Origin of the sequence: Bacteroides bouchesdurhonensis, assembly GCF_900155865.1 — a bacterium.
Lineage (GTDB): Bacteria > Bacteroidota > Bacteroidia > Bacteroidales > Bacteroidaceae > Bacteroides > Bacteroides bouchesdurhonensis.
Window position 1 is genome coordinate 390,302 of sequence record NZ_LT707006.1, and the last position, 19,722, is coordinate 410,023.

Here is a 19,722-nt window from a genome sequence, read left to right on the forward strand (position 1 = left end):
GTTATTCATTAATGATACTGTTGTAATTTGGTGGAATATCGTTATCTTTTGGAAATAGTTAAAAGAATAGTTGTATTAACATTGCAATTGTAAAGTAGAATATACATCCAAAGAATGTCCATTTGCATAGTTCTTTTCCTCGTTTTTGGTATCCAAACATCATAAGTCCAATTCCTATTACAAAAAATAATAAAACAGGAAAAATAAATGCTATTATTTTTATTGATTTAGGTAAAGGTACTTGCAGTTTTTTATTCTCTGTTTCTTTCTCAATTTCTATTAGTTTTTCTACCTTATTAGTGAAGTCTTCATACATTGAAGCAGAAATATTCCTTTTCATTAATTCATCTTTTGCTGCAACAATGGCTTCCGGTTGATAATCTTTTTTTTCTGACGTGGTGATACGAATTAATTCTATATCATCTTTTTTTTCCATTACTGTAGAAAATTTATTTTTTTCCATATTTCTAATATTGAAAGATTATAATTTTAGTATTTTGAATATGAATCAGATGAACCATCTGATTCATATTCTATATTTTAATTACTGGGACAATTTGTAATAATTGTAGGTCCAAAAATTATTATAATTGAAGCAACTCTCCATTTGATTATAGTGGTTTCATTATCTTCAGGCAATACTTCATTTATAAAAGATTGCTTTTAGATCCTTTAAATAACCATCTAATGAATGTGCCAATAATATCTATAATTATCATTTTTCTTCATTTGTTGTTGTATTGGTAATATGTAAAAGTATATTTATTTTATCGATTATTTTTTGAAATGTTTTTGGTTTTCTACTTATTTCTTTGTATTTATTCACTTCACTGTTATAAACTCCTTTTTTGTTTTTTATTAGTATATGAGTATTTTCATTTTTGTACTTATACCAAGAAAGTGGCTTTAATTCTTTTATTAAATTAGAGCTAGGAAACCATGTTGTAAGGACATCAATAGCACCTCCTGCTTTTTCATCTGGAGTAACAGAGGATCCCGACCACGTTCTTCCAGTCATCCATATTTTAGGAGAATTTATCATTGAATATGCAGATGATTTTAAAAAATTATCCATCCACTCAATGGGATTTTTTACAGGTTCATTCAAAGTAAATTCTAAAATACTAAAAAAACTATCTACCTGTTTGATAGTCGCATAACTACCTGTTCGTTGCCATAACCAAAATTCATCTTCAGATAACCGTACTCTTTTATTTCCATAGTCAATATATTCTTGCCTTCCTATGAAAGTGTTATGAAACCAATTGTTATTAGTGGTTTTTTGATAAGTTCCATCAGGATTATAAATTACTTTCATTTTTCCGTCTGGATCAATGAAAGTAATGGGATTATTTCCACAGTATATAAATTGACTTTCAGAAAAATATTTTTCACTCATTGGATCTACTACATGCCATCTCCCTATCGCTGCATCATACTGCCTTGCTCCATAGTCATACCAATCCAAACCATTGGCTCTGTCCAACTCCTTACCATTATATTTATAAGGCTGCACATTTGCAGAAGTGTAAATATTCCTCCGAACGGATAATAATGGTTTGTTTCCTCCACCTTTCCGTCTTTATCCACTATCACCCTGTTATTTCCCTGATGATCCTGAATAAAATAGTGTGATTTAGCGTCTTTAACCGTAATATATCCATCCTCTGTGAGTACTTTTACCAGCACCCCATTTTCATAGATCGCATTGTCACAGTAATCCGTTGTTACCGTATTACTTCCTGTCGTATGTGTGGTTCGGATCTTTGTTCCGTCTGCCGCATACGTATAAGCAATACTTTTTCCACCTTCAAACTGTACCTTCTCAGGCAAATCTAGGCAATTTAATTGAATTCCCGTAATTTTCTTGTTTAAATCTTTAGTCAGGTTGCCATTTTCATCGTACGTATACTCCGTATCCGCATTGGCACCGTCCTTAAACTCGAATCCGTTGCCATATACCCCACTCGTGGCATTGTCTTTCACCGCCTTGAGCCGGTTTCCGTCGTAGGAGAATACAAGATTGTCTATCAACCCATAACCGCTGGCTGAAGTCTGCCCGTATCTGGACAATCCCAGGATGTTTCCCTGCTTGTCATAACCGGTCACTTGCTCGTTGAAGCGGTTCAGGTTGGATGCAAGGGTCGCTCCTTCTCCATAGACGGCATTCTTCAACCGGGAAAGACCGTCATACGTGAACTTATATCCACGAAGCGTTGTCTCACTTCCCGCTTTCCACTTCATACTGCTGATATTTCCATTGTAACAGGGTGTTGCCGTTCCATCGGTATAATGTACGTCTGTGTAAAATACCTGACATTTTAATACATTTCCTTTAAAGTTGTAAACGGTATTGACATAGCTCAGTGGTTTTTGCGGATGATTAGTTGTTTTCCATCTTAGTTTATTATAAATATCTCCATCTTAGAAAATATTTCTACTTGGTAATAAGTAGAAATATACAATTTAAAAATTATAGTCAGATCAAATATATGTGAAATAAATACCCTGACATAGATTGATTAATTTTCTAGTCAACTTATATCAGGGTAATATTATAGTAAATTTTTAATAAAACATAAAAGCATCTCTTATGTTTTATTTATTTCTATAATTTCTAACGAATCTGACCAACTATGATATTTCCCAGCTTTAATTGTTGAATCTTCCATTACATAAAGTACTAAATCTTTGCTTGGAATTGAATATGTCCAATCTTCATAATCGCCAGTTTTTTCTTGGTCTTTATATTCATCGCGAAAAACAAGTAACGTTAGTCCGTCATCTACTTCTATAAATAAATTAAGAAATTCATCTATTTCAATGTTTGACACTTTTTTATTCTCAAAAAGTCGAATGGTTTGTGCTACTAAACCGGTAACAGCTGTAACATCATCTTCTGCGGTTGCTATTAATTTTCCATTCTTCTGAACTTCCCAATAGCAGTATGTCATCACACTGTTTCCATTGTCAAACTTCATGAGAATGATAGAACAATTGCCTCCACCAGAACTGCTATATACGATGTTGCAACCTATATTTTTTTTTAATTCTGTAATAAAATCCATACTATTTAAATAATTCAATTATTAATTCTTCTATTTCGTGATAACCATAGCCTTGACCTCCGATTTCTCTGTACAAAATTTCAACTTGGTCATCATCTAAGATTGAATTGACTCATTTACAGATTAATAAAATCGGATTTTGCTACTCATTTTTTTATAAATAACGGTGATTTCTTTCTGGGTTTTAAGATAATCCAATAGAAATAAGACTAGTTTTCTCTTTTCCTTTTCTAATTTGTTTGCTTTTAATAAACCTTCCAGCTTTTTAATATTTTTATTTAGAGTTCTTATTTTAAAAGGAGCACGTAAATCCATAATAATAGAGATTGAATCCATATATACTTCATTTCCTATATCACATTTTAAAAGTAAAGATATGAAAAAATCTAAATACTCACTATTCCTTTCTGTTGGTTCAATACATTCATTTAAGGAAAAAATTAAATTCCCCTTTTGATTTTTCCATTGTTTATCATGTAATAATTCAAAGAAAAGATTTTCAACATCCTTAGTTTTATAATAATCCGTCAATAACATTCTAGAATAAAATTTGATACCAATATCATTAGAATACCTAACATTATTTATCAATTCTAGAATTTCTTCCCTTATCGATTGATCTTTAAGTAAATAGTCTTTTTTACACTTATCCATATAATTATTTCACTTTAGGTTGTCCCATTTTTATCCATTCTTTATATAGATTATTAAATTCATCTATTGTTGAATCTAAATCACCTTTTTCTTTGTAATATTTATGAAACCATCTCTGAAATTCTTTAGGAAATGATTTTATATTAGAATCTCTAACACTTTGCTTTCCCCCTCTAAATCCTTTTCCAGGCAGTGGTGGAAAACCTATTTTAGGAGCAATTCCGGTAATTCTTCCTTGTAAGTTTACATTCCAAGTAAAAATACCATCAAAATATTTAGTTCCTTCCAAGAAATGATTTGCTTTTAATATAAAACCATCTAAAGGTTCATAAACGAATGCTCCTTTATATCCTATACCTGAAAATGTAACAGGTTTTATATTAGCATCAAAACTGACTCCTATTATATTGATTTCTCCATCTACAATTTCTCCATAACTGCTATAGAACTTTTTCGTTTCATCATTATAAACTAAGTCGTCTATGAAATCTACATCTGTAGCATGTTTCCAGTTACTAAAATCAAATTGTTTGCTTCCAGTAGCCACAGCATTAATAAAAGCAAAAATCTGGTCTCTGTCACTTGTACTCCAATAATCTTTTCCATTCGGATCAATTCGACCAATAGGTTCATTATTACAGTAATTATATGGGCTTAGGCAATAGTATTTCTCGCACATCGGATCCACCCCATGCCATCTCCCTATCGCCGCATCATACTGCCTTGCTCCGTGATCATACCAATCCAGCCCATTGGTCCTGTCCAGTTCCTTGCCATTATACTTATAAGGCTGAACATTGGTCGATCCGGTGAAGACTCCTCCGAATGGATAGTAATGGTTGACCTCTTCCACCTTTCCTGTTTTATCCACTACCACCCTGTTGTTTCCCTGGTGATCCTGCATAAAATAGTGGAGTTTGGCATCCGCCGGAGTCAGATAACCGTCTGCTGTCAGCACCTTGGTCAGTACTCCATTTTCATAGATCGCGTTGTTGCAGTAATCGGTGGTCAGGGTAGTGCTGCCTGTGACGCGCGTAGTCCGTATCTTTGTTCCGTCTGCTGCATACAGGTACGAAATACTTTTTCCACCTTCAAACTGTACCTTCTCAGGCAAATCTAGGCAATTTAATTGAATTCCCGTAATTTTCTTGTTTAAATCTTTAGTCAGGTTGCCATTCTCATCGTACGTATACTCCGTATCCGCATTGACACCGTCCTTAAACTCGAATCCGTTGCCATATACACCACTTGTGGCATTGTCTTTCACCGCCTTGAGTCGGTTTCCGTCATAGGAGAATACAAGATTGTCTATCAACCCATAACCGCTGGCTGAAGTCTGCCCGTATCGGGACAATCCCAGGATGTTTCCCTGCTTGTCATAACCGGTCACTTGCTCGTTGAAGCGGTTCAGGTTGGATGCAAGGGTCGCTCCTTCTCCATAGACGGCGTTCTTCAACCGGGAAAGACCGTCATACGTGAACTTATATCCACGAAGCGTTGTCTCACTTCCCGCTTTCCACTTCATACTGCTGATATTTCCATTGTAACAGGGTGTTGCCGTTCCATCGGTATAATGTACGTCTGTGTAAAATACCTGACATTTTAATACATTTCCTTTAAAGTTGTAAACGGTATTGACATAGCTCAGTGGTTTTTGCGGATGATTAGTTGTTTTCCATCTTAGTTTATTATAAATATCTCCATCTTAGAAAATATTTCTACTTGGTAATAAGTAGAAATATACAATTTAAAAATTATAGTCAGATCAAATATATGTGAAATAAATACCCTGACATAGATTGATTAATTTTCTAGTCAACTTATATCAGGGTAATATTATAGTAAATTTTTAATAAAACATAAAAGCATCTCTTATGTTTTATTTATTTCTATAATTTCTAACGAATCTGACCAACTATGATATTTCCCAGCTTTAATTGTTGAATCTTCCATTACATAAAGTACTAAATCTTTGCTTGGAATTGAATATGTCCAATCTTCATAATCGCCAGTTTTTTCTTGGTCTTTATATTCATCGCGAAAAACAAGTAACGTTAGTCCGTCATCTACTTCTATAAATAAATTAAGAAATTCATCTATTTCAATGTTTGACACTTTTTTATTCTCAAAAAGTCGAATGGTTTGTGCTACTAAACCGGTAACAGCTGTAACATCATCTTCTGCGGTTGCTATTAATTTTCCATTTTTCTGAACTTCCCAATAGCAGTATGTCATCACACTGTTTCCATTGTCAAACTTCATGAGAATGATAGAACAATTGCCTCCACCAGAACTGCTATATACGATGTTGCAACCTATATTTTTTTTTAATTCTGTAATAAAATCCATACTATTTAAATAATTCAATTATTAATTCTTCTATTTCGTGATAACCATAGCCTTAACCTCCGATTTCTCTGTACAAAATTTCAACTTGGTCATCATCTAATCCATATTTTTTAGCCAAAGTTTTAACTTGTTTATTTTGTCTTGTATGATCACCAGGCATTTTCCCTTTAGGATGGTCCATTTTAACTTTTCCCCCTCTAAATCCTTTTCCAGGCAGTGGTGGAAAACCTATTTTAGGAATTCTTCAAATAAACTGTTATATTACCGTTTTCCTCTTCCGTATTTATCTGTTTCCCCGTCAGAGTATATGTTGTATATACTGTCATTTACCTCAAAATTATATCGCTCAAGAATAGTGGGCGTGTAAACCTTAAACTCCTTGTTCCATAGGATTCCCCGGACCGTATCGGGTATTTGAACAGGATGTACCGGAACGTAGAGGATAGAATCATAGAACAGGTCATATAATTTGTGCGCATATTTTTGCGGAGGTGTGTTTTCTAGAATAATAGGTCCTTTTGCGGTAGATAATCCAAAGGTCATTTCTTTATGTGGCTCAATCGAATATAATCCGGAAGAGATTTCATGAAATCCGTCATTTATCCGTATCTTCTTTGGATGCAAAGTTATGGAGTGCTTTCCGTTTTTCATTATAAAGCTACCGTGTAAATCCAGGTCTAATTCCACCAGAAGCGCAGAGTCTGACTTGTTGAATATTGACATGCTAATTGATATCATGTCCGGAGAAGAGAATTTTTCAATTTTCCCACTTTCTCCATGGACATAAAAAAAGTCTGATACCATATCTATTACGTCCGAGTCCTGCTCTCCTCCATAAAAATATCTTAGTTGTGGGTATTTATAGTCCTTAACCTCATTATCAATTTGTTTAAAAGTGGATTTGTTTGACCGCTTGTCTTTCATATATGCCCATACCCGTGTATCTTCCCCCTCATATTCTGGCAGATCACGTTCTGATTTAATGCCTAATATCTCACATATTTTCTTTTCGTCCATCGCTTTCTTCCCTTGTGAATAGGAAAGAATGTATTTATCTTTATATTTTAATGCGTTTGTCGGTAAAATGAATAGACCATCCTTATCTTCTCTGCCTACATAAAACCAGAATCCGGAAAGAAGACTTTTAGGCCATATAAGACACATATGGGCTTTCCACGTATCAAATTGATGAACTTTTAGCGTTTTCCTACAGTCCGGATAGAAATCGATTACGGACTTAACATGTTCCAAAAGTTCCGGATCAATGTTGTTGCTATTTACCCCCTGACAGGCAACTGCCAGGGGGATAGTTAATACTATTAAAAGTTTGATCACTTTTCTCATTTCTCTTTCCAATCACATACTGTATATATCTTAAACATCAAATCCATTGTTTCATCTCTCCAGACATTAGACTCTTTTTTGTCCAATTTGAATATCTTAAAAATAGCTGTATCGCCTTGCTGATAATGACAATCTAGATCTACATTTGGTTTAGAAAGACCGACACTACCTGTCAGGCTATCTTTAATAGCCCACCACTCCTTTTCGAAACTATCATGATAGGAAAAAGGACTATCCGGAATAATATCGATCACAATACGTTTGCTATCCTCTGTAACGGTGGTAGTGACTATGCCAATACAATTCCTGCCTAAACTGTGATATTTTTCCACCCATATTCTTTCAATAGGAAATTCATATCCAGCCATGAGAGTATCCACTTTGAAAATCCTACAATCTCCGACATAAGCATTTATTCGTTTTGATTCTTCAACGCTTTCGGACGTCAAATAAAGACTTATTGGGGGTATTATGAATAATTTCCCCAATAAAAACAGTAATAACACAATAAGCAAACTTATAAATTGCGTTTTTAGAATAAGAAGCATAGACTTCATAATAATATGTCTTAAAATTTAATGCAGAGGGTATGTATCCCCTCTGCAAGTAAATTATGTTTTATGATAATTCAAAATAAGTATTTATACTTTATACTAGGATTTTGTATCAGCCACTTTCCCAGTAAGTTCATAAAGTCATCCCAAGTGCCACCTTTATTATTTTTATTATATTGTCTATTTGCATTCTCTGTCGCTTCAATGATAGAGGCTGCATTTTTTTTAAGAAGATGGTCATATCTTGAATTTGGTCGAGGATCTCCTACTAAAATAAAGTCGGCCTCCGGATTAAACGGTGTGTCCAAATAATAGGGCTTTTCCGCATAAAAACCGGCAGCCCTTAACGCACTTGCTACAGCATCCATACAATCATGATTTAGGACATCATACCAGGAATATACCTCTTTTCGCATAGCTGCATACGCTGCTTCATCCTGCTCTTTCGTTGTTGCAAATCTGGCACGGGTTTGATAGCCATGATGGCGTGCGGCATAATCTGAATTGTCAAACTGTTGGATAGTGGTAAATGGTTTGTCTCCAACCTCAGGCTTGTCAGATAAAGCAAACCTTTCTCCTCCATCCTTAGACAAATAACGCCATCCTTCCTTATCATTTCCGATCAAAATAGCGCTATGCCCGAATCCTCCGGCCCCTTTCCTATCTTGCAATACAATTATATCCTTACCGTTAGGGTCAATTATGTTGATCGGACTATTCTTGCAATACAGGTATAGACTTTCATCATAGTATTTCTCGCACATCGGATCCACCACGTGCCATCTTCCTATCGCCGCATCATACTGCCTTGCACCATAATCATACCAATCCATCCCGTTGGTCCTGTCCAGTTCCTTGCCATTATACTTATAAGGCTGAACATTGGTCGATCCGGTGAAGACTCCTCCGAATGGATAGTAATGGTTGACCTCTTCCACCTTTCCTGTTTTATCCACTACCACCCTGTTGTTTCCCTGGTGATCCTGCATAAAATAGTGGAGTTTGGCATCCGCCGGAGTCAGATAACCGTCTGCTGTCAGCACCTTGGTCAGTACTCCATTCTCATAGATCGCGTTGTTGCAGTAATCGGTGGTCAGGGTAGTGCTGCCTGTGACGCGCGTAGTCCGTATCTTTGTTCCGTCTGCTGCATACAGGTACGAAATACTTTTTCCACCTTCAAACTGTACCTTCTCAGGCAAATCTAGGCAATTTAATTGAATTCCCGTAATTTTCTTGTTTAAATCTTTAGTCAGGTTGCCATTCTCATCGTACGTATACTCCGTATCCGCATTGGCACCGTCCTTAAACTCGAATCCGTTGCCATATACACCACTTGTGGCATTGTCTTTCACCGCCTTGAGTCGGTTTCCGTCATAGGAGAATACAAGATTGTCTATCAACCCATAACCGCTGGCTGAAGTCTGCCCGTATCTGGACAATCCCAGGATGTTTCCCTGCTTGTCATAACCGGTCACTTGCTCGTTGAAGCGGTTCAGGTTGGATGCAAGGGTCGCTCCTTCTCCATAGACGGCGTTCTTCAACCGGGAAAGACCGTCATACGTGAACTTATATCCACGAAGCGTTGCCTCACCTCCTGCTTTCCACGTCATGCTACTGATGTTTCCGTTGTAGCGAGGAGTCCCCGTCCCGTCGGTATAATGCAACGTCTGTGTAAAGTACGGGCTCTCTATTCCTGTCATCCATCCCCGGATGTTATACGTCAGCGTTTCCGTGGCACGCGTCCCGTACTTACGGGCATTCATTCTTCCCGTCGCGTCATACGCATAGCTGATCTTGTCTGCCGACGCACCGTTCCATTTGTATTCCTTGGTCAGCATCCTTCCTCGGTTGTCGTAGGTATACACTGTTTCCATCGTGTTGGTTCCTGCCGTCTCCCTTTGTTTCATCTTGTTTCCCACAAAGTCATAGGTGACATTCACGTAGCTCAGCGGTTTCTGCGGATAACCGGATATTGTCTGTATCACCCGGTATTGGTCGTCATAATACAGGGTAGTGGTCACCCAATCGCCGGTTCCCAGCACCTTCGCCTTTTTAGAGGTGATCATTCCTGTGGCACTCTGATGATGACTTTCGCTGTATCCGCTGACGGCAGTGAAGGGATGGGCCGTTACGGTTTCCGTCGCCTGATAGTTGTCGTATACCATGTATTGCAACGGAGTTTTCGTACCTGCCGGCAGATATTTCTCCTGCTTCCATGCCGCCTGTTGCAGCTGCTGGTGTGTGGAGGCGGCCGAAGTAATGACCTCCCCGTTCTCTACTTCCCGGTTTTGGCTGTCGTACACGAAGTAGCTCCACTTTTTCGCATTTTCGGTACGTTGATTTCCATCCTGTGCCAATACCAACCGATCCTGCCAGTCGTACACCATGTAAACGGGCTTGCATCCCGGCAACCGTTTCACAATCATCCGGTCCAGCCGGTCGTATTCGTAATAATAAGCCAGTTTGTCCAACGCGGAAGTATTGATCGCCGTTTTATTCTGCAGGCTTGCCTCGGGCGGCAACACGTAACGCAGCCTGTTCCGCTCGTCGTACACATAGTATGTTTCCAGCCGTTCGTTTCCGTCTACCGCTACCGTCAATACCGTCAGGTCGTTATTGTCGGTATAACTCTCTATCTGATGTCCATCCTCATCGGTGACTGTCGTTTTCTGCAATCTTCCGGCAGTGTAATTTCCATCCAGCGAAAGTGTCCCGTTGGAGGTCACTTTGTATTGTCTGACTTCTCCGGTCTGATTGGTTCCATATAGAGAGTTTACACTTTTCCCGGCTGTATGCCAGGCTTTTCCCGGTCCTGTCTGTTTCGCAACCCGTGCCAATGGGCTGTGCTCGTATTGAGTCAGGGTAAAAGCATAGTTCTGTTCCTCGGTTCCGTAGATGCTCCAGTGGGAGGGAGAGAACATATCCGCATCAAAAGCTCCGTTGTTTCCGTTTTTTATATACGGAAGGTATTCCTTTTCCACTTGTCCCAGGGTGCCGTAGCTATGTGGAAGGATCAAATCTGCTCCTCCCGAAGGGCTTGCCCCCACCTGTATCTCTTGCCATTTCAGGCCGAATCCGTCGAAATAGACGATGTCACTGACCGTCTTTGCACTACTGCTTCCTGTTTGGGAAGTGGGTTCTATATACGTTTTCTCAGCGGTATAATTGCGCGTTCCCGTATATCCTGTCGTATTCTGCCCTTTTGCCAATGGAAAGAAGAACAGCAGACCAACAAGTAACTGTATTTTTTTTGTATACTTCATCTTTATATGTTTTTTATTGATTAATAATTCGGTTGTATTTGTATTCTTTCAGCAAGTTACCGTATTGGTCCTTTATCTGAGTGACTCTTCCTGCCGGGTCGTAGGTGTACAGTTCCAGACGTTCGTTCTGATCGAACCGGGCATGTGCTGTTCCGTCAGCATTGAAAGAAGTTGCATTGAAAGAGGCTCCTTCGGGCACCAAAGCCATGTACACCCCTTGCGGTGATACGCTGACCGTCGTTACATTGGTATACGTGCTCAGGTCAATGTCGTATACTTTCAGTGAAGACGAGTTGTTGCTTGTTACCGTACTACTTGCCACTCCGCCTGCATGGGTAATGGATACCGAAGCTGTCTGGTTTCCACTCATCACATATAGTTTCATTCGCTTGATATCCGGCAGCGAGGCCAAATTGACTGAACATACCGAACTGCCGGGTGTTCCTGTATCATATCGCTTTAAGTATAAATACTCAAAGAACCTTTGCTCGTCATAAGACATCATAACGTTATCCAATGCCTGCACAAACCGGGTGAGTGGCTGGTATTTCGGATAGAGCTGGACAAGCCTGGTATATTCCTGTTTGAACTGGTTGAGTATTTTCTTCCCATCGGTTGAGATGATGTCATAATAGGTTTGTGCTTCATTGATATCCGGATTGCTCTTTATCATTTCTTCTGCGAATGAAATGATAAAAGAATGTTCGCGCGATCTGAAGAAACTAAGAAAACGGTCATCTTTTACATCTGCGGGAATCGTCCTCGACATGGACTGAAACTGCTGGTAACTTCCTTTGAAATTGCTTAATGACAAATCTATATCCGGCTGACTGTTCCATTCGATTACATCATACCTGTCTTTCGCATCGGCTACGGCTGCATTGCATTCCAGCAATACCTTACCATAGTCATCGTAAGCATAGCTTTTTTTCTTAGTCCGCCCTTTTTCCTTCACCGGCAGGCGGGAAGTTCTGTTACTGGCATACTGGTAAGAGGCAACAGGCGTATAGTTGCTTTCGCCGTAAGTGAACAATCCTGTTTCCTGTGCAACTACAGCATCGGTAACCGAAGTCTCGGGTACGTACAGGAGTGCTTCTGCCGGAACGATAATGTTTCCCGATTCTTTATGCCGCCACACCGTCTCGTTGATCAACCGTCCCTCACAAAGCATCCGGTCTTTCACTACGGCCGACAACAAATTGCTTTGTTTCATCTTATCAATGGTAGTCTGAACGCCGTCTGCCATATCCACTACCCGTTTGCAGACTTTCGTGAGGGTTCGGCCATCCGATCCGGTACGCATGATCCGGTTGGGGAACATGGTCCGGGGATTGTCATACAGGTAGGTTGTCCAACTATAGGGTGTGTTCTCATCAAGCCTGTATTCTACCTCTTCCTTCAAAACGGTTTTTCCTCCATAGCCCAAATTGTAAAACTGGGGTGCGTCGGCAGGAGATAAACGGGGTTTTATGTTGTTCTGATACAGTTCGTCTCCTTTGATGTAGCTGGTTGTCTGAGATTTGTAGTAGGGCTCTAAGGCTGCTCCATCCAAGTAATAGTCCGAGGGTTGCATCTGGGGCAATTGTTTGTTGTAGGCAGACAATGTCTCGTAGCTGTACTTGGTCATTTGCTGCAAGTTGCCACTGGCATCATACACTGCTTTTTCAGATAGCAATCCGTTGGTCCAGAACGGGTAAGACGTATTCACGCTCAACGATGGAGTCGCTATATGAAACCGATACGTATTCATTCCCTTCCCATGAATTGTTTCTGTCACATACGGATAATAGAGTCCGTTGTTACCCATATTCACCACCGGATGTCCTTCCGGGCGTACTCTGTCATAAGTGATTTTATCACAAAAGCCCGAATAACAAACACTGACAATATTGGAATAGGAATAATACACACTTTTGCCAGGTTGCGGATAGCCGTACGAGATCGTATCCTTCCGGTTGCTTGCTCCGTCATTGAACAGCAATGATTTTAGCCGGATTCCTCCGTAATTGGAGCCTGTGCCGACCTTATTCTTCTCGTATTCAATGCCTATTTTCCCTCCGTCGGTCAGCGTAATGCCTTTCAGTGAATACAAGGCAGTCAGCATTTCATAAGCCTGTCCCGATGCGTTGCGTGCGCTGCAATACCCCCATAGGTCACCGGTCACTCCATTTGGCAGTGATGGAAAGTCTTCGTATGTGAAATAGTCAAACTTCATGTTGGCTGTTTCCTTGCTGTCTTTACCGAGGAAAGAAACTTTTTTCAACGTTTTGTCGTATTGTGTAAAGCGGACGGAAGAAAGTAGTGTCTCACTCGGAGTGTACAAATTGATTTCAGACAAGGATAGAACTGCATCTTCTTTGTATGCAAACTTCACTATACGTTCGGGGGAGATAATCATACTTAGTATCGGTGATACTATATCATAGCGGCTTCCTCCGCTTATTTCCTTTTCTGTGATGTTCTTGATCTCAACCAGGCAGGCATGTACGCTGTTGGCTGCACTTCTCAGGCAAGCCCCGGCTCTTTCCATATGGGCAGAGGCTTCTACGTGGGAAGAAGTGCCGGCCAATTGGTCGCAGGTACTCGATAAGGAGAGCAGTGCTTTTTCCAGATCTTGGGAGGCGGAAGTCATCTCCTTGATATTTGTCAGCATGCCCATAATCCTGTTGTTGGTTTTTACAATGGGGTTTTCTAGGGGTTGAATAGCCATGCTCTTCAGTCTTATGAGCAAGGTCATTTGTGTATCAACCTCTTTCAGTAATGTTTCCTGGGAATGCAACCTCAAATTGTATCTGGCTTCTTCAATATAGTTTTTGAATCCCTTCTGATATTTATCAAAGTCAAAGGGCTGCTCTTTTACCGACTTCCCATACAAGTATTTCATTGTATACGGATCGTTAATCTGTTGCGTGTTTATTCTCCCCGTCGTATAGTACTCCGAGTTATCCACATCGCCTTTATAGCAGAATTCAATAGGTGCCCCGTTGTATGGAAGGATACGGGTGAGATGCCATGCCGAAGGATATACTGTTTGCGAGATGGCATTGGAAGTGGAAACGTCCACATGGCTGACATCCGCATTCTTCTCTATTTGCCTGTAAATATACCGGTTCCCATTATTATCGGTAATGGTCCATCCTGTGATTTTGCCGGACTCCGTTTCGCACTTGATACGTGCATCCGTTTGTTCCAGCGGTTCTGCATATATCTTTTTGTTCTCATCAACACGAATGATGAAATCCACTTTCTGTCCGTTGAATACAGCTGTAAAGATGTCACTTTCACCATCTCTTTTGCGAAGCCCTACATTCTTTGCATCATCCTGTAGAGGGGTGGAGTTACTTTCGGATTGTAGATAACCAAAGGAGGTATCTTCATCGGGAAATCCTCCACGCATCGTACGGGTGACGATTCCACCCACATTAAGCGTCCAATTATAGCCGATGAATCCGGGAGAGTCACTATCCTTTACTCCTTTTCCAATATAATCCAGCGAAATAGGCAACTCATAATTTCCTGATTTCAATTCGTATAAGGGTACTTTGTAATTGAATATTCCCGTTGAATAATCGACCATTACATTTTTCTGTTCCGTCAGGTTTTGTGTTTGCTCTCCGGGTTTAAAATCTTGCGCCCATCCGTTTAGTGTGATGAGCAGGAGAAATAATAAATATGTTATTCTTTTCATGATTGTGTTTATTAATTAAGTTTTAAATGAAAGCCGGAAGTCCTTTTCCTGTGTTCTGCTCCTGTTCAAAGGACTTCCGGCTTATAGATAATTTTTTATTGACTTTATGTACAGTCTACAGATTCATTGCATTCGCCCCCAGTGCCCCGAGCACTGCTGAAGCCACAGCGATAATTGCTTTTAGGATTATATCCCATGTTGCTTTTCCGATTGCCATTGTTTTTTACCTCCTTTCCTGTTCTTTAAATAGTTTAGTTTACTTCAGACAGTAGTTTCATCCTGATGTATGGATATACTTTCATCCTTCGGGAAGAGCGTACGATTCCCCTTTCATAACGTTGTTAGGCGTCATGATCAAATTGATATCCAACAGGTAGGCAATTGATTACTAGTCCGGTTCAGTTCTCAAATCTTTGTTTTCTAGTTTAGTTGATTTTGTCTTTAAGCTTATTGACACTACAAAGATAAAGTAATGTTTTCAGATGAATAAGTGATTTTAAAAGTGTGCGTTAATAAGTTCGTTAATATGTTTATGTTGTTGATATATAGTGTTTTATTGTATAAACGTCTATTTATTTACTATACTCAACAGATAATGACTGGGCAGTATTCTTCGCATAATAATTCTATTTTAGTATTTTATTATTAAACTTGTTATTTTTGATTTGTTAAATATCCTGTTCTGCTTCCACTGCCAGAAGTTTTTGTCTTTTGCGTTGGATACTGGCTGCAACAGTTTCAAGGGCATGGAGAATGAGTTCTTTTCGCACATTAGGATCTTTGATGAGGGTAATGACGGGATATGCCGTTTCTCCCTTGGTTACAAGAGTTTGTTTTTCTACTTTGCGGTAATTCCGGCTAGCAGATTTCCGGCATTCTTTACAATAATTTCCGGGAAGATTCGTTTTCTTATTCAAATAGAAAGCTTCCAGAGGAAGTGTACGTTTGCAATGTCCGCAGACGTGATTAGTTGATTTTTTTAAAGTTTCCATGTTTTTATTCATTTTATTATTTTGATAAATAGTTAGTTGTTGTAATAATTATTTTCTTGTATTTTGCTTTAATTCCTCATTATCATTTGTTAATATTCAAATTAATAGATAATAATAATTCACATCTAAGCTATTGATACTTTACATGTTAACTATTAATAGTCTACATTTGCTAGTCCTCTTTTCACAAATCAATAAAGAAGTTTTCGGAATTCTCGCATTTTTTTTTGTTTTTTCATGGATTTCCCATTTTTAATTTATACATTTGAAATGTATTAGTAGCATCCGTACTGCAAATATAAAATGAATTTCATATAAGAAACAAGCGGTTTTAGATTTTAATTCTTAATTATTTTATAAAGTACTATTAATGAGGAGTTAATAAGTTTATAATTATTTACATTATATTAAAACAATAACAGATGGATACATTTTTAGATGTTACAGCAATTGTGAACCGTGCCAAGCAGGTTCTCAATTTTAAAAAAGACAGTGAATTCGCTGATTTTCTAGGAGTTTCACGACCAACACTATCAAACTGGTGTGCACGTAATCGGATTGATTTTCCTTTATTATTGGATAAGATGGGAAATGATGTAGACTACAATTGGCTATTGATTGGAAAGGGAAATCCTAAACATCACCTAGTCTATTGTAACGATGAGTTAGCACAGGGAGAAGTGGCGATAATTCACAATCCAAAAATAATGGAAGTAATGAATGATCGTAGTGTGGTATTATACGATATTGCTGCAGCAGCCAACCTGAAGACTCTGTTTACGAACAAAAATCAGTTTGCTGTAGGAAAGATACAGATTCCGAGTATTCCTGTGTGTGATGGAGCGATTTATGTGAGTGGGGACAGTATGTATCCTATTCTCAAGTCAGGGGATATTATAGGATTTAAGGAGATAAATAGTTTTAGTAATCTGATTTATGGTGAGATGTATTTGGTATCATTTAATATTGATGGAGACGAATATTTGTCTGTGAAGTATGTAAATCGGTCGGATAAAAAAGATTGCCTGAAACTGGTTAGTTACAATACGCATCATGAACCGATGGACATTCCGTTTGCTGCTATTAATGCTATGGCGATTGTGAAATTTTCCATCAGAAGACACATGATGATGTAGAGCAGGTGATATGAAGGTGTAAAAACGTAATGTGTACAAACAAATAACGTGGAAAATGGATTTATTTTGATAATCCGTTTTCCGCGTTATTTGTATTAAAAGAATGTTTATTTAGTTTCTTCAGAATCCTGTAACATCTGGAATAACTTATCCAACTTAGGAGCCATAATGATTTCTGTGCGGCGGTTTTTACTTCTTCCTTCGGCTGTTTCATTGTCATCAACTGGCATAAATTCACCTCTTCCGCTAGGTTGAATCTGCAACGGATTAACATCATATTTCTTAGTCAGAATGCGTACCACGGATGTAGCACGAAGCACACTTAAATCCCAGTTGTCCTTGAATATTGCTGTATTGATAGGTTTGTTATCCGTATGTCCTTCGATAAAGACATCGATATCCGTCTGTTTATTCAATACTTGAGCCAGTTTGCCAAGTGCTTCCTCACCACGTTTATCAAGAGTGGCACTTCCTGACTGGAACAAAAGCTTATCGGACATAGCCACATATACTTTTCCATCTTTTTCTCGGATGGTGAGTTCTTCGCTGCTAAAGCCTAATAATGCGTCTTTTACACTATTCAACAGTTGTTGCACTTTATCATTTTGTGATTTAATCATAGCTTGTAACTCATTGATAGTACGTTCTCTCTCGTTGAGTTCATTTTTTTTCTGGTTTAATAGTGCATTTAGTTTTTCTTGCTGGGTCATGTTGCTGCTCAGCATATTCTGAAATTCACGAATACTATTTCCCATTCGAGTGGTATCCTGCATAAGATTTTTAATTTGCGCCGACATTTGTGCTCCCTTATTTCGGCAGTCGGATAATAGTCCGTACAGACTGTCTCCACTTGCGATAGCTGCTATACGTCCGGTCTCAGCAATCATGTATTTCTTTTTAGTTACACATGAAGTACACACAAGCAATGTAATAAAAGTAAATAATGTAATTTTCTTCATCGCACTTTATTTTTATTTTTTGCAAAGTAATAATTTTCTTGGGAAGATTACAAATATCTTATAAAAAACTCTGTATCATATTGTTTAGCTTTGCAAAAACTTGCAGAGTTTCTGCAAAGCTAATGCCCGGTGGCTGATTTTATTTTTTATATCATTTCCCAGTTCAGCAAAAGTACGGTCATATCCTTCGGGTAGGAAAATAGGATCATAACCGAAACCGGAATCACCACGTTTCTCTTTGATTATTTCGCCTTTTATCACTCCTTCAAAGAGATATTCCTTTCCATCTAAAATCAGCGAGATAGCGGTACGGAACTGGGCTTTGCGATTTTCTTTTCCTTCCATCTCGTGAAGCAGTTTGAGCATATTAGCTTGTGCATCGTGTCCTTCTCCGCTTGCATAGCGGGCAGAATATACTCCGGGAGCTCCGTTCAGTGCTTCCACTTCCAGTCCGGTGTCGTCGGCAAAACATTCCAGACCAAAGTTCTTATAGACAAAAGAAGATTTTAGCAGGGCATTTCCTTCCAGCGTGTCGGCTGTTTCGGGAATATCTGTATGGCAGTCAATATCGTTCAGGCTAAGTAGTTCGATCTTATCACCTAAGATGGCGGCTACTTCTTCCAGTTTATGAGCGTTGTTGGTAACAAATACGAGTTTGCGTTTCATAGGTTTATGGTTTTATATGTGAGTTGGTACTTGTGGAATGGTTTATTTTACTTTCAGTTGGTCAAATCCTTCACCATATACGCCGATAACAGAGCTTTGTGAGATAAAAGCATTTGGGTCGATGCGTTTTACCAGACGGAAAATATCCAGTGATTGACGTTTCTTGGCTAGTACGACCAATACTTTCACATCGTGTTTGCTATACCATCCTGTACCGTTGAGGACAGTCACCCCTCTGTCTGTTTCTTTCGTGATGCAGTCGGCTATTTTCTCATATTGTTTAGAGAAGATAAGGAACTGAACCGATTGGCGGGCACTATTGATGATCCAGTCAAGTACGACACCGATAATGAACAGGGTTACGAAACCGAAGATGACACGGCGCCAGTCATGAAAAACGAAGTAACAGGAACTAATGATGAATACATCGCAAATCATGATCATTCTTCCAAGTGTCACGTCTTTGTATTTATTGACGATGGCAGCGATGATATCTGTTCCTCCGGTACTTCCGTTATAGTTGAATACAATGCCAAGACCTATGCCACATAAGGCAGCACCGATGATACAGGCCATAAAGTCCTGTCCGGCTCCCAGTAAAAGAGGTTTGCCGTCTGTCGATACATCGGGTACTTGTACGTAGTCATTGACTACTATTTGGAAAATCCAAAGTAAAAAAGTCAGCATGAAAATAGCATAAGTTGTTTTTATGCTGAATCGCGGACCTAATATCCGGATGGCAAATGTCATTAGGATGGCATTGATGATGAAATAAGACCATTGGATAGGAAATCCGGTGGCATAATAGATGATAGCTCCGATACCGGTAGTTCCTCCGGTGGTTATTTGGTAAGGGAGAAGGAAAGCTGCCCAACCGAATGAATAACTTATCAGTCCGAGAGTGATGTAAAAATAGTCTTTTACTTCTCTCATTATTTCCGCTTTTGCTGGTCTTCGCATAGAGTTATATTTTGTTTTTTAATTTACCACAAAGGACACAAGAGGCATAGAAGTTTATCGTTTGAAAAGAAAACTTTCTGTCCTCTGTG

At 38.8% G+C, this 19,722-nt stretch carries 15 protein-coding genes and 2 pseudogenes; 1 reads left to right on the top strand and 16 read right to left on the bottom strand.

Going from position 1 to position 19,722, the window contains the following annotated elements:
* Window positions 1-58: 58 nt before the first annotated feature.
* The 13 genes and pseudogenes from CZ225_RS01490 to CZ225_RS01545 all read right to left on the bottom strand — a co-directional run bounded on the left by CZ225_RS01490 (window position 59) and on the right by CZ225_RS01545 (window position 15,912).
* The gene (locus CZ225_RS01490) at window positions 59-463 is read right to left on the bottom strand and encodes a hypothetical protein (RefSeq protein WP_077152741.1); all 405 of its coding nucleotides are present in this window, start codon (window positions 461-463) and stop codon (window positions 59-61) included.
* Between the two features lie 837 nt (window positions 464-1,300).
* Window positions 1,301-2,346 (bottom strand): annotated as a pseudogene (locus CZ225_RS24095) (RHS repeat domain-containing protein); the annotation flags it as partial.
* Window positions 2,347-2,591: 245 nt separating this feature from the next.
* The gene (locus CZ225_RS01505; protein ID WP_077152744.1) at window positions 2,592-3,068 is read right to left on the bottom strand and encodes a hypothetical protein; all 477 of its coding nucleotides are present in this window, start codon (window positions 3,066-3,068) and stop codon (window positions 2,592-2,594) included.
* 123 nt (window positions 3,069-3,191) lie between these two features.
* Window positions 3,192-3,722, bottom strand: a complete 531-nt coding sequence (locus CZ225_RS01510) for a hypothetical protein (RefSeq protein WP_077152745.1) — start codon at window positions 3,720-3,722, stop codon at window positions 3,192-3,194.
* 595 nt (window positions 3,723-4,317) lie between these two features.
* Window positions 4,318-5,349 (bottom strand): annotated as a pseudogene (locus tag CZ225_RS24100) (RHS repeat domain-containing protein); the annotation flags it as partial.
* 245 nt (window positions 5,350-5,594) lie between these two features.
* Entirely contained in the window at window positions 5,595-6,071 is a 477-nt protein-coding gene (locus CZ225_RS01520; protein ID WP_077152744.1) for a hypothetical protein, read from the bottom strand.
* Window positions 6,072-6,123: 52 nt separating this feature from the next.
* Window positions 6,124-6,252 (bottom strand): AAA-like domain-containing protein, encoded by a 129-nt coding sequence (locus tag CZ225_RS24105; protein ID WP_234982975.1) that lies wholly within the window; start codon window positions 6,250-6,252, stop codon window positions 6,124-6,126.
* 80 nt (window positions 6,253-6,332) lie between these two features.
* The gene (locus CZ225_RS01525) at window positions 6,333-7,415 is read right to left on the bottom strand and encodes a hypothetical protein (RefSeq protein WP_077152747.1); all 1,083 of its coding nucleotides are present in this window, start codon (window positions 7,413-7,415) and stop codon (window positions 6,333-6,335) included.
* The gene (locus CZ225_RS01530; RefSeq protein WP_129585723.1) at window positions 7,412-7,783 is read right to left on the bottom strand and encodes a hypothetical protein; all 372 of its coding nucleotides are present in this window, start codon (window positions 7,781-7,783) and stop codon (window positions 7,412-7,414) included. The genes CZ225_RS01525 and CZ225_RS01530 overlap by 4 nt, the downstream gene beginning before the upstream one ends.
* A 260-nt stretch (window positions 7,784-8,043) precedes the next feature.
* Window positions 8,044-11,232 carry an RHS repeat domain-containing protein gene (locus tag CZ225_RS01535; RefSeq protein ID WP_077152749.1) on the bottom strand — a complete coding sequence of 1,063 codons (3,189 nt, stop codon included), beginning with the start codon at window positions 11,230-11,232 and terminating at the stop codon, window positions 8,044-8,046.
* 13 nt (window positions 11,233-11,245) lie between these two features.
* Window positions 11,246-14,920, bottom strand: coding sequence for a hypothetical protein (locus CZ225_RS01540; RefSeq protein ID WP_077152750.1), 3,675 nt, complete (start codon window positions 14,918-14,920; stop codon window positions 11,246-11,248).
* Window positions 14,921-15,035: 115 nt separating this feature from the next.
* A complete protein-coding gene (locus tag CZ225_RS23580) occupies window positions 15,036-15,131 on the bottom strand; it encodes a smalltalk protein (RefSeq protein WP_159441798.1) in 96 nt (31 codons plus the stop codon).
* A 457-nt stretch (window positions 15,132-15,588) separates the two neighbouring features.
* Window positions 15,589-15,912 carry a hypothetical protein gene (locus CZ225_RS01545; protein ID WP_077155639.1) on the bottom strand — a complete coding sequence of 108 codons (324 nt, stop codon included), beginning with the start codon at window positions 15,910-15,912 and terminating at the stop codon, window positions 15,589-15,591.
* A gap of 422 nt (window positions 15,913-16,334) precedes the next feature.
* On the opposite strand from CZ225_RS01545, the gene CZ225_RS01550 reads away from it, so the two are divergent.
* Entirely contained in the window at window positions 16,335-17,048 is a 714-nt protein-coding gene (locus CZ225_RS01550) for a LexA family transcriptional regulator (RefSeq protein WP_077152751.1), read from the top strand.
* Between the two features lie 107 nt (window positions 17,049-17,155).
* On the opposite strand, the gene CZ225_RS01555 is transcribed toward CZ225_RS01550, so the two are convergent.
* From CZ225_RS01555 to CZ225_RS01565, 3 genes are all read right to left on the bottom strand, one after another.
* Window positions 17,156-18,007: an OmpA family protein gene (locus tag CZ225_RS01555; RefSeq protein ID WP_077152752.1), complete on the bottom strand. Its 852-nt coding sequence runs from the start codon at window positions 18,005-18,007 to the stop codon at window positions 17,156-17,158.
* A gap of 84 nt (window positions 18,008-18,091) precedes the next feature.
* A complete protein-coding gene (locus CZ225_RS01560) occupies window positions 18,092-18,673 on the bottom strand; it encodes a non-canonical purine NTP diphosphatase (RefSeq protein ID WP_077152753.1) in 582 nt (193 codons plus the stop codon).
* A 42-nt stretch (window positions 18,674-18,715) separates the two neighbouring features.
* Complete coding sequence (locus tag CZ225_RS01565; RefSeq protein ID WP_077152754.1) at window positions 18,716-19,633, bottom strand: YitT family protein; 918 nt, start codon at window positions 19,631-19,633, stop codon at window positions 18,716-18,718.
* Between the last annotated feature and the right edge of the window lie 89 nt (window positions 19,634-19,722).

Excerpts from the sequence above, each read along its gene's own strand:
- CZ225_RS01490 (WP_077152741.1), bottom strand. The coding sequence starts at position 463 with ATGGAAAAAAATAAATTTTCTACAGTAATGGAAAAAAAAGATGATATA.
- CZ225_RS01505 (WP_077152744.1), bottom strand. The coding sequence starts at position 3,068 with ATGGATTTTATTACAGAATTAAAAAAAAATATAGGTTGCAACATCGTA.
- CZ225_RS01510 (WP_077152745.1), bottom strand. The coding sequence starts at position 3,722 with ATGGATAAGTGTAAAAAAGACTATTTACTTAAAGATCAATCGATAAGG.
- CZ225_RS01520 (WP_077152744.1), bottom strand. The coding sequence starts at position 6,071 with ATGGATTTTATTACAGAATTAAAAAAAAATATAGGTTGCAACATCGTA.
- CZ225_RS24105 (WP_234982975.1), bottom strand. The coding sequence starts at position 6,252 with ATGGACCATCCTAAAGGGAAAATGCCTGGTGATCATACAAGACAAAAT.
- CZ225_RS01525 (WP_077152747.1), bottom strand. The coding sequence starts at position 7,415 with ATGAGAAAAGTGATCAAACTTTTAATAGTATTAACTATCCCCCTGGCA.
- CZ225_RS01530 (WP_129585723.1), bottom strand. The coding sequence starts at position 7,783 with ATGGCTGGATATGAATTTCCTATTGAAAGAATATGGGTGGAAAAATAT.
- CZ225_RS01535 (WP_077152749.1), bottom strand. The coding sequence starts at position 11,232 with ATGAAGTATACAAAAAAAATACAGTTACTTGTTGGTCTGCTGTTCTTC.
- CZ225_RS01540 (WP_077152750.1), bottom strand. The coding sequence starts at position 14,920 with ATGAAAAGAATAACATATTTATTATTTCTCCTGCTCATCACACTAAAC.
- CZ225_RS01545 (WP_077155639.1), bottom strand. The coding sequence starts at position 15,912 with ATGGAAACTTTAAAAAAATCAACTAATCACGTCTGCGGACATTGCAAA.
- CZ225_RS01550 (WP_077152751.1), top strand. The coding sequence starts at position 16,335 with ATGGATACATTTTTAGATGTTACAGCAATTGTGAACCGTGCCAAGCAG.
- CZ225_RS01555 (WP_077152752.1), bottom strand. The coding sequence starts at position 18,007 with ATGAAGAAAATTACATTATTTACTTTTATTACATTGCTTGTGTGTACT.
- CZ225_RS01560 (WP_077152753.1), bottom strand. The coding sequence starts at position 18,673 with ATGAAACGCAAACTCGTATTTGTTACCAACAACGCTCATAAACTGGAA.
- CZ225_RS01565 (WP_077152754.1), bottom strand. The coding sequence starts at position 19,633 with ATGCGAAGACCAGCAAAAGCGGAAATAATGAGAGAAGTAAAAGACTAT.